The sequence below is a fragment of the Streptomyces niphimycinicus genome, from assembly GCF_018883605.1.
Classification (GTDB): domain Bacteria; phylum Actinomycetota; class Actinomycetes; order Streptomycetales; family Streptomycetaceae; genus Streptomyces; species Streptomyces niphimycinicus.
In genome coordinates, this window is record NZ_JAHLEM010000300.1 from 1 (window position 1) to 10,100 (window position 10,100).

The following is a 10,100-nucleotide window of genomic DNA, read 5'->3' on the forward strand; positions in this document are numbered from 1 at the left end:
TTACGATCCGCCGCACACCCCAGGAGCGCACGGCCCATTCGAGCTGGGACACCAGCAGACTATGGGCGGAGCCGAGGCCGGGAAGCTCTCGGAGCCTCAGAAGCCCGGTGCGCCGATCCGGTCGTCCGCCAGCGACAGCCGTCCCCACAGCAGATCGGTGAGATGGTGCACCAACTGGCCGCGCTCGCACGGGCGGTCGCGCAGCCACCAGTCACCGGCCGCGTGCATCATGCCGACGATCCCGTGGCCCCAGACCCGGGCCACCTCCTCGCCGCCGGGTCCCAGCTCCAGCCGCTCGGCGATCACCGTGGCCAGCTCCTCGCCGAGCCTGCGCAGCAGCGGGGCGGAGTGGTGGCCGACGTCGAAGCCCTGCTCGGGCTCCTGCTGGCCGTGGTCGGCCGGGTGCATCAGGAAGCGGTACACCTGGGGCCGGGCCTCGATCGCCGCCAGATAGGTGTCCAGCGTGGCCTCCACGCGGTGCCGGCGGTCCTCGGCGGGTGCGTCCAGGGCCGAGCGCAGCGAGGCGAGCAGGGCGTCGGTGTGGCGCTTGGCGAGCGCGCGGTACAGGCCGCCCTTGTCGCCGAAGTGGCGGTAGAGAATGGGCTTGGTGATGCCCGCTTCGGCGGCGATGGCGTTCATCGAGGCTTCTGGTCCGTCGCGCAGCACCACCCGGTCCGCGGCCTCCAGCAGCTCCTTGCGCCGCTGCTGGGCCGTCGTCCGCTGGTCGTCCCGCTGGCTGGTCCCGGTCCGCATGCGTTGCCTCCCCGCCCCCGATGTCGTACTCGCGCTCTCGCGCCTCGCGTTTCGTGGCGCGATCGCGCTCCGCGCTCTGCGCAACGTAACACCCGCGGGGGCCGCGGGGCCCGCGTGCCCGGGGGAGTTGACATCGTCTACTGGTCGGTAACAGACTGCGGTTACCGCAGGTAATAAGCACGTGGAGGGGTCATGGCGGAGTTCTCGTTCGAGCTCGACGACGATCAGAAGGCGGTGCGCGACTGGATCCACGGCTTCGCCGCGGACGTCATGCGCCCGGCCGCCGCCGAATGGGACGAGCGCGAGGAGACCCCCTGGCCGATTATCCAGGAGGCCGCCAAGATCGGCCTGTACTCCCTGGACTTCTACGCCCAGCAGTACTTCGACCCCACCGGCCTCGGCATCCCCATGACCATGGAGGAGCTGTTCTGGGGCGACGCGGGCATCGCGCTGTCCATCGTCGGCACCGGCCTGGCCGCCGTCGGCGTCCTCGCCAACGGCACCGAGGAGCAGATCGGCACCTGGATCCCGCAGATGTACGGCGACGCGGACGATGTGAAGGTGGCCGCCTTCTGCTCCTCCGAGCCCGACGCGGGCTCCGACGTCGGCTCGATGCGCACCCGCGCCGTCTACGACGAGGCCAAGGACGAATGGGTGCTCAACGGCACCAAGACGTGGGCCACCAACGGCGGTATCGCCAATGTCCATGTGGTGGTCGCGGTCGTCGACCCCGAAATCGGCTCCAAGGGCCATGCGTCGTTCATCGTCCCGCCGGGCACCCCCGGTCTGTCCCAGGGCCAGAAGTTCAAGAAGCACGGCATCCGCGCCTCGCACACCGCCGAGGTGGTCCTCGACCAGGTACGGGTGCCCGGCAACTGCCTGCTCGGGGGCAAGGAGAAGCTGGACGAACGCCTCGCGCGCGCCCGGGAGAAGGCCAAGGGGGGCGGGGAGCGTCTGAAGAACGCCGCCATGGCCACCTTCGAGGCGTCCCGCCCGGCCGTCGGCGCCATGGCGGTCGGCACCGCCCGCGCCGCGTACGAGGTCGCGCTCGACTACGCCAAGACCCGGCACCAGTTCGGCCGCCCCATCATCGACAACCAGGGCGTCGCCTTCCAGCTCGCCGACATGCGCACGAGGATCGACGCCGCCCGTCTGATGGTGTGGCGCGCCTCGTGGATGGCCGTGACCGGCAAGCCCTTCGACTCGGCCGAGGGCTCCATGTCCAAGCTGTTCGCCAGCGAGACGGCCAAGCAGGTCACCGCCCAGGCGGTGCAGATCCTCGGCGGCAACGGCTTCACCCGCGAGTACCCGGTCGAGCGGATGCACCGCGACGCCGCGATTTATACGATCTTCGAGGGCACCAGCGAGATCCAGCGCCTGGTCATCGCCCGCACCCTCTCGGGTGTCCAGATCCGCTGAGCAGATCGGCGAGAGTCGGCTGCGGCCGGAAGGCGCCCTGAAGGGGCGCGGGGCTGTGGCCGTGTCGATGTGCGGCTCCGCCGCGGCTGTGCCGACATGCGGCTCCGCCGCGTGGGACCGGCCACGGTGGCGCCGCAGACGATCGACAACAGGTCAGACCCCAGCGCCAAAGCGCCGCTTCCGAGCGGCGAACGCGGCCAGCAGCGCGCGGAGCTCCTCACCGGTGAAGTCGGGCCACAGGGTGTCGACGAAGAAGAGCTCCGCGTAGGCCGCCCGCCAGAGCATGAAGTTGGAGATGCGCTGCTCCCCGGAGGTGCGCACCAGCATGTCGATGTCCGGCAGGTCGGCATGCGGCAGATGGCGGGTGAACAGGGCCTCGTCGATGAGCCCGGGGTCCAGCGCGCCGTCCGCCGAGGCGCGGGCCAGAGCGGTGGCGACGTGGGCGATCTCCTCCCGGCCGCCGTGGTTGAAGCAGAAGGCCAGCGTCATCGCGCGGTTGTCGCGGGTATCGGCCTCGGCGCGGCGCAGCGCGGCCAGCGTGGCCCGGGGGAGCCGGGCCTCCGAGCCCAGCCAGCGCAGCCGCACCCCCCGCTCACCGTAGCCCCGGAAGACGTCCGCCAACTGGGCGGTGAGCCGCATCAGGGCGGCCACCTCACCGCGCGGGCGGTTCCAGTTCTCGGTGGAGAAGAAGAACAGCGACAGATGTTCGATGCCCTCTTCCAGAGCCGTGTCCACCACCCGCGGCAGCGCCAGCACCCCCGCCTGATGGCCCCGGGTGCGGGAGAGGCCGCGCAGGGCGGCCCAGCGGCCGTTGCCGTCCATGATGATGGCCAGATGCCGCGGCCGCCCCGGTGACTCGTCCTGAGGGCCGCGGCGTTGCCGTACGACGGCGGGCGCACCGGCGATCGACGCCCGCAGCAGCCGCTTGACGGAGGGCACTCTCCAGGCTCCGACCTCGAACACCCACCCGTCCCTCCGCCTAGCTTCCCGGCGCCGTGTCTGACGACGCGACGGGGGCGGGGGTTACCTCCCCGGTGGCCGAACCATTCGTTTGGTCGTCACGGCCGTCACGGCTTGCGGGCCACGCCCCCATGGACATCGGTGGTCTCGATGTCCGTCTCGGAGGGGCCCGGCCGCCACAGCGGACACGACACGATACCGGGCTCGATCAGCTCCAGACCCTCGTAGAAGCGGCTGATCTGCGCGACGCTGCGCAGCACATAGGGAACGGCGCCGGTGTCGTCGTAGCCCTGCTGTGCCTGCTTGAGCGCCTGGTCGGTGTCGGTGCTGTCGTAGTGCACGAAGTAGCTGCCGGACGGTAAGGCGTCCTGGAGCCGCCGCACGACCGACACCGCCTCGTCGTAGTTCTGGATATGGCCGAGGATGCCCATCAGCATCAGGGCGATGGGCCGGTCGAAGTCGAGCGTCTTCGCCGCGGCCTGAAGGATCCGCTCGGGCTCGTGCAGATCGGCGTCGATGTAGTCGGTCACCCCTTCCCGGGTGCTGGTGAGCAGCGCCTGGGCGTGCCGGAGCACCAGGGGGTCGTTGTCCACGTAGACGATGCGGGCCTCGGGGGCCACCCGCTGGGCGACCTGGTGGGTGTTGTCGTAGGTGGGCAGCCCGGTGCCGATGTCCAGGAACTGCCGGATCCCGCACTCGCCCGCCACATGGGTGACGGTGCGGATGAGGTACGCGCGCGAGGCCCGGGCCATGGTCTCGATGTTCGGGGCGACCTGGCGGTACTCGTCACCGGCGATCCGGTCGATCTCGTAGTTGTCCTTGCCGCCCATCCAGTAGTTCCAGATCCGGGCCGAATGCGGCACCGTGGTGTCGATCTTGTTCAGGGCCTGCTGGTCCGGGGTGGACGAGCGGTCGGTCATGGAGCCATCTCCTGCCGTGCGTGTGGGGTTCGCGGGGCACCAACGTAAGCCCGGTGCGGGGGAGTTCAGCGACGCTGGGCGCAGAACGGCACGGGGGAGCGGATGCGCGGGAGGGGCCGGGCGAACGAGGACACCGGCTCGGGCGCCGCCTCGCCGCGGCCCGGATCCGGATCCGGGCCGCCGCCGGAGGCCGGCTGCTCCTCGATGGTGAGCACCGGTGCGTGCTCGGCCAGAGTGGAGAAGGCGTGGTCATAGCCGGTCACCGCGGCGCCGATCTCCGCGAGCGCCGCCGCCGAGGCGCCGCCCGCGGCGAGCCGGTCCTCCAGCACCTGGACCGGGGCCGTCACATGGACGAAGGCGCCATGGCGCTCGGCCACCGCGTCGGCGAAGTCGAACGCCTGAATCCAGGTCACCCGGGAGTGGCCACGGCGCAGCGGTCCGTAGACCAGCTCGCCGACCAGTCCGGCGTCGACCGCGAGCGCCCCGCCGTGCAGCAGGAGTTCGCGGTACGGCCGGACCGGGTCCACATGGGGGAGGTCGGGGGAGGCGCGGGCGACGGTATAGCCGTGCCGTCGGGCGAGCCCGGCCAGCAGCGCGTCCCTGCCGACCCCGTCGCAGCCCTCGACGATCAGTGTGCGGTGCTGCGCCACCGCATGGTCGAGGTTCATTTCCGGCATCCTGTCGGTCCCATATGGCTCTCAGCTCTGCGAGGGGGGACGACGCCGCCGCCCGCCACGGCGTCTTCAGTGTGCGTGGCGGGACGGCAGGGGCGGGAGTGCGCTGCGGGGTTGTGCGGTTGTGCGGGCGTAGTGGTTTTCGAGGGGTCAGCCGTGCGTGGCCCCGCTCAGCAGGTCGGAGGAAGTCCGTGGGCGACCGGCCACGACGGCGCCGCAGTCGGCCGACGACACATCGCGACACTTCCAGCGGAGCGCTCAGGCGATGAGGAAGTCCGCTTCGCCGGACTTCGCCGCCTCCAGGAAGGACGCCACCTCCGAGCGGGTGTAGATCAGCGCGGGCCCGGCCGGGTCGGTGGACTGGCGCAGCGCGACCCGCCCGTCCGGCAGTCGCTTGGCCTCGATGCAGGTGCCGCCGTTGGACCCGCTCCAGGGCTTCTCCCAGCCCTCCGTGCCCAGGTCCGTGGCCGGCATTCCGCTGTAGACGGGGTCGTGCATCTCAGTGCTCCTTACGCAGTTCGGCCAGGATGGTGCTGGAGTCGCCGATCCGCTCGGCCTGGACCGCCATCCGGTCCAGGACCTCGAGATAGGCGACGACTTCGGCCGGCTTGTCCACATAGACCGCCCCGGTGAGGCTCTCGGTGTAGACGACGTCCGGCAGTTCGGAGAATCCGAAGCGGAAGTAGTGAAAGGGGCCGAAGGCCCCGGGGTGCGGCCCCGCCGCGAACCGCATGATTTGCAGCCTGACCTTGGGAATCTCCAAGGTGTCGATCAAGTGGTCGATCTGGTCGCGCATCACCTGTGAGCCGCCCACGGGGCGGCGCAGCACCGTTTCGTCGAGGATGGCCCAGATGGTCGGCGCGTCCGGCTTGGTGAGCAGATCCTGGCGCTGGACGCGCAGGGCGATCCGGCGCTCCAGCTCCTCCTCGGTGTCCCGGGGGAAGCCCATGCGCAGTACCGCTCGGGCGTAGTCCTCAGTCTGGAGCAGCCCGGGAACGTAGTGGGGCTCATACGCGCGAATGACGGTGGCCTCACTTTCCAGACTTACGTAAGCACTGAACCAGTCCGGAAGCACATCGCGGAACTGATGCCACCAGCCCGGCTGGTTGGCCTCCCGTGCCAGGGCGAGGAAGTCCTCCATCTCCGGGCCGCGGACGCCGTAGTTCCGCAGCAGTTCCTTGAGGTACGGAATCTTGAGACCGACTTCCGCCTTTTCCATCCTGCGCACGGTCAACGGGGTGACCTCGATGGCTTTCGCGGCTTCCTCGAACGACACCTTCGCCCGCTCGCGCAGATGCCGCAGACGCTTGCCGAGAACTCTGCGCAAGACGGTGGGGGCGGCGCCGGCCGGCCGTGCCTCGCTCACGTCCCGCCTCCCGGGGGAAGGGCTGTCATATGCCTGCACAGTGTGCCACGCGATGGATGACACTGACAGAGCGAGTCGATCGGTTTGAAATTATCAGAACGAAGCTTGCGGGGTGATGGCTTCACCACGCATAGTGAGCACGTGACCCATCTCACCCTCTATGGCGAGGGCTCCCAACTACCCATGTCCACAACGTCGTTGAGGTGCCCGGCCAGATGGTCGGCGCCGCACGATGGGGAACCCGCAGACCGCCGTGGCTCAGAACGGGGACGGTCACGGTGACGCATCACGCACAGCCGGTAAGCGGGCGCCAAGGCGCCGTGGTCAACGTCGGGTTGGCCGCGGCTCTGAAGGAATCCGGGTGCTCCTACGCCTCATTGGCCCTGCGGGTCAATGAACTGGGCCGTAGGCAGGGGCGCGAGTCGAACTACGACAAGGCGTCCGTCACCCGCTGGCTGCAAGGCGGACAGCCGCGTGGCACCACGCCGGAGTTGATCGCCGCCGTGCTCTCCCACCGGCTCGGCAGGCCCGTGGCCCCCGCCGAGCTGGGATTCATCTCCGACCGACAGCGCCCGGTCGTGGCCCGCGCGCTGGCCTACCGGGAGGACGTAGCAGAAACCTTGCACACGCTCGCCGAACTCGGCTCCACCGACATATCCCGCCGCAGCCTGCTGGGTGCGGTGCCCTTCGTCGCCGGCGCACTGGTGACCCCGCAGCGCGAATGGCTGCTGTGGCTGGTCGAGAACCAGGACACCGCCCGGCTCGCACCCGCGGCCGAAGGCGGCCGCGTCGAACAGGTCCACGCGGCGATCAACATGTTCGACGAGATGGACAATCGCTTCGGCGGCGGCCAGGTCCGCGCCAGCATCGTCCTCTATCTGTCGACCGAGGTCGTCCCGATGCTCCAGCAGCGCGGCGCGCCCCCTCAGGAGCGGCGCCAGCTCTTCACCGCCGCCGCCAAGCTGGCCGCCATGGCCGGCTGGAGCAGCTATGACAACGCCGAATACGGCCTGGCCCAGCGCTATATGACCCAGGCGCTGCGGCTGTGCGCCGAGGGCGGCGACCGGGTCCTGGGCGGTCAGATCCTGGCCGGCCTGTCCCATCTGGCGACCAACCTGGGCCAGCCCGAGGCGGGGGTCGAGCTGGCCCGGGTGGGTGTCGCCACGGCCAAGCACGCCGGAAGCCCGCTCGGGCTGATGCGGCTGCACGCCATGGCCGCCCGGGGCTACGCCGCCCTGGACCAGCCCCGGGAGGCGTCCAAGTCGCTGCGCGCGGCCGACGCCCAACTGGAGGCCAGCCAGGGCCCCGAGCAGGAGTCGCCCTGGGTGCGCTTCCTCGATCACCATTATCTGGCGGCCGAGGCCGCGCTGTGCTTCCGCGACCTGGGCAACGCCACCGAGGCCGAGCACGCCGCCGCCGAATCCGTGCGCGCCAACGCCGACCGGCGCCGGCGCCAGGCCATCAGCAGATCCGTGCTGGCGACGTCCTATCTCCAGCAGAACCGGCTGGACGAGGCCGTCGGCACCGCGGGCGAGGCGCTGGACACGCTCAGCGGGGTGCACAGCGAGCGCTCGATCCAGGCGCTGCGCGACTTCCGCACCCGGCTGCGGCCGCACCGCGGGGAGCCCATGGTCCGGGAGTTCGAGCAGCGCTCCCGGACGGTGCTCGGCGTGGCCGCCTGAGGCTCCGGGCCCGGGGCTCCGCCCCGCCCGGTGCCCCGGCGAGGTCTCCGGCCGCTCCGTGGGAGCGGCCGGTGACGTGTCCGGAGCGCCTCCGCTCGGGGGAGCGCCGGGGGGTCAGTACCCTCCCGGCGTGGGGGCGTTCTGGGCTCGGTCGACGGGCAGATGCGCACCGGAGACCCCACTCGCGGCATCCGAGAGCAGGAACGCCACGACCTGGGCGACCTCCCGCGGGGTGACCAGTTCACCGCGCGGCAGCTCGGCCGTGAACCGGGCGTATGCCGCGGGCTCTTCGGTGCGCATCCGGTCCCACCGCTTCCCGGGGATCAGCATGGACCCCGGGGAGACGGCGTTCACCCGGATCCCGTCCGGGCCCAGCTCACGGGCGAGTGAGGCCGCGAGATGGATCTGGGCCGCCTTGGCCGCCCCGTACTGCGCCTGGGGTCCGGGCTTCCAGCCGGAGATGGAGGCGATCACCACCACGGAGCCGCCGCCCGCGCGGCGCAGATGCGGCACCGCGGCCTTCACCAGCCGTGCCGTATGACCCACGTTCATCTCCCAGGTCAGCGACCAGTCCTGGGGGCCGGCGTCCTCGATGCCTCGGCCGCGGGCGCCACCGGCGCAGGCCACCACGCCGTCAAGACCGCTGAAACGTATCCCCGCCGCATCGACGAATTCCTCCAGCGATCCCGGCTCGGTGACGTCCAGCGCACGGGTGAACAACTCCCCGTGGCCCTCGGCGCTCAGGGACGCCGTGAGAGACCGCAGATCCTCCGGTGTCCGCGCACACGTGGCCAATCGCGCCCCACCGGCGGCCAGTAGCCGTACGATCTGTTCACCCAGCCCCCGGGAGCCCCCGGTCACCAGGACCCGTTTGGCGTCCGCACCGGACCGCTGCCCCGGGCCGAGCCGCCCCTCGCGGTCGTCGCTCACGCTTGCCACGTCCGGACCGTACAGCCCGAACCACTACGCCCGTACAACCGGACAACCCCCATGCCCTCTCGCCCACCGGCCGGTCCAACCGTTTGTCTACATGAGCGGCGACCGACGGCGCTTTGCGCTGCCTTCGAAGGAGGAACCATGCCGGTATCCGGCACTCACCGCGACCGGGCCGTCTCCGTCCGTGGCAGCCGGTCCAGGCGGGTCGGGTGGGGTGTGCGCACCACCTGTCACCAGCTCAGATGCCAGGCGGTCGGTCGCCAGAATGCGCTTACCCGCTCATCGGAGCATCAATCACTCCATGGGCCCGTATGCCACCACAGCCCACAGACCGACGAGGAGCGTGAGGACCGACACCGTGAGCCGATCCTTTCCAGGACTGTCGCACAGGCCGGCGTCGGCCGATGAGGAGAGCGAGACGATGGGCGCGAGCCATGGCATCGCGGTCTCCACGGACCGCCCGCGAACCGATCCGGTTACCGGGTCGCGAACCGATCCGCTTACCGGGCCTCGAACCGATCCGGTCATCGCGCCGGGAGCCGGTCCGGTTACCGGGCCGGCCGCCCAGGCGATCCCCGTCCCCGGCTCCGGAGGGGAGAGGGCGGTGATCCCGCTGGACACCCGCCGGCTCTTCCGGGCGGAGTTCCCGGCCCTTCCCGACCGCGCCGCCGCCGTACGCCGGATGGTCGCCGGGCATCTGCGCGACTGGCGGCTCGGCGCGATCGTGGACCATGTCGTCCTCGCCACCAACGAGCTGTTCGCCAACGCCGTGGAGCACGGCAGCTCCGGCCCCGCCGACACCGTCACCATAACCGTCTCGCTGGAACGCTTCGGCCGTGAGCTGCGCGTGGAAGTGGCCGACGGCTCGCCGGTGATCCCGGTCGTCCGCACGCCGGAGCCGACCGAGGAGTCCGGACGAGGGCTGGCCATCGTCGAGGACCTGGCCCTCGACTGGGGCACCGAGCCGCCCGACCCCGGAGCCCGCGGGAAGAAGGTGTGGTTCACCCTGCCGCTGGTGGCCACCTCATGAACGCGTGGGCGCGCGGAGACCGCCGGATGCGGGTCACGGTGGAGACCGACGCGGCCGAATGGCTGCTGGCCGCGAGCGACGACCCCGGGCGGGTACGGCTCCAGTGGGCAAGCGGCACCGGCCTCGCCGATCTGCCGGTGGGCCCCGTCTTCGACCTGGTGCGGATGTGCGACGACATCGGCACCGCGGTGATCCAGGCGCTGCGGCGGCGCGATGCGGCGGGGCCGGTGATGCTCGCCACCGCCAGCCATGTGCTGTCCTTCCTCGTGCCGCCCGGAGCGGCGGCCGACTGGAAGGGCTGGCTGGCCGGGACGGCGTACGCCCGCCGCCGCGCGGTGGCCGCGGCGGGGCCGGGGCGGG

General features: G+C 71.1%; 12 protein-coding genes. 4 read left to right on the top strand and 8 right to left on the bottom strand.

Features of this window, described 5'->3' with window-relative positions:
* Positions 1-96: 96 nt before the first annotated feature.
* Entirely contained in the window at positions 97-753 is a 657-nt protein-coding gene (locus KN815_RS25810; protein WP_216344312.1) for a TetR/AcrR family transcriptional regulator, read from the bottom strand.
* Between the two features lie 192 nt (positions 754-945).
* Between KN815_RS25810 and KN815_RS25815 the strand changes: the two genes are divergently transcribed.
* Complete coding sequence (locus KN815_RS25815; RefSeq protein WP_216344313.1) at positions 946-2,172, top strand: acyl-CoA dehydrogenase family protein; 1,227 nt, start codon at positions 946-948, stop codon at positions 2,170-2,172.
* 153 nt (positions 2,173-2,325) lie between these two features.
* Here KN815_RS25815 and uppS read toward each other — a convergent pair whose 3' ends face one another.
* From uppS to KN815_RS25840, 5 genes are all read right to left on the bottom strand, one after another.
* Positions 2,326-3,135: a polyprenyl diphosphate synthase gene (gene uppS, locus KN815_RS25820; RefSeq protein WP_216344314.1), complete on the bottom strand. Its 810-nt coding sequence runs from the start codon at positions 3,133-3,135 to the stop codon at positions 2,326-2,328.
* A 104-nt stretch (positions 3,136-3,239) separates the two neighbouring features.
* Positions 3,240-4,052, bottom strand: coding sequence for an SAM-dependent methyltransferase (locus KN815_RS25825; RefSeq protein ID WP_216344315.1), 813 nt, complete (start codon positions 4,050-4,052; stop codon positions 3,240-3,242).
* A gap of 65 nt (positions 4,053-4,117) precedes the next feature.
* Complete coding sequence (locus KN815_RS25830; protein ID WP_216344316.1) at positions 4,118-4,720, bottom strand: hypothetical protein; 603 nt, start codon at positions 4,718-4,720, stop codon at positions 4,118-4,120.
* A 264-nt stretch (positions 4,721-4,984) separates the two neighbouring features.
* Positions 4,985-5,224, bottom strand: a complete 240-nt coding sequence (locus tag KN815_RS25835; protein WP_014056733.1) for a DUF397 domain-containing protein — start codon at positions 5,222-5,224, stop codon at positions 4,985-4,987.
* Between the two features lies 1 nt (position 5,225).
* On the bottom strand, positions 5,226-6,092 hold the full coding sequence (locus KN815_RS25840; RefSeq protein WP_216344317.1) for a Sco1979 family transcriptional regulator: 867 nt from the start codon (positions 6,090-6,092) through the stop codon (positions 5,226-5,228).
* A 278-nt stretch (positions 6,093-6,370) separates the two neighbouring features.
* On the opposite strand from KN815_RS25840, the gene KN815_RS25845 reads away from it, so the two are divergent.
* Positions 6,371-7,774 (top strand): NsdA family TPR-like regulatory protein, encoded by a 1,404-nt coding sequence (locus tag KN815_RS25845; RefSeq protein ID WP_216344318.1) that lies wholly within the window; start codon positions 6,371-6,373, stop codon positions 7,772-7,774.
* A gap of 114 nt (positions 7,775-7,888) precedes the next feature.
* Here the strand turns inward: KN815_RS25845 and KN815_RS25850 are convergent, their stop codons facing one another.
* Both KN815_RS25850 and KN815_RS25855 read right to left on the bottom strand, forming a co-directional pair.
* Entirely contained in the window at positions 7,889-8,704 is an 816-nt protein-coding gene (locus KN815_RS25850; RefSeq protein ID WP_216344321.1) for an SDR family NAD(P)-dependent oxidoreductase, read from the bottom strand.
* 300 nt (positions 8,705-9,004) lie between these two features.
* Positions 9,005-9,151 (bottom strand): hypothetical protein, encoded by a 147-nt coding sequence (locus KN815_RS25855; RefSeq protein ID WP_216344322.1) that lies wholly within the window; start codon positions 9,149-9,151, stop codon positions 9,005-9,007.
* Positions 9,152-9,314: 163 nt separating this feature from the next.
* Between KN815_RS25855 and KN815_RS25860 the strand changes: the two genes are divergently transcribed.
* Positions 9,315-9,740 carry an ATP-binding protein gene (locus KN815_RS25860; protein WP_253209244.1) on the top strand — a complete coding sequence of 142 codons (426 nt, stop codon included), beginning with the start codon at positions 9,315-9,317 and terminating at the stop codon, positions 9,738-9,740.
* Positions 9,737-10,100: hypothetical protein (locus KN815_RS25865; protein WP_216344320.1), on the top strand; the 364-nt coding region annotated here is incomplete at its 3' end. The genes KN815_RS25860 and KN815_RS25865, both read left to right, overlap by 4 nt.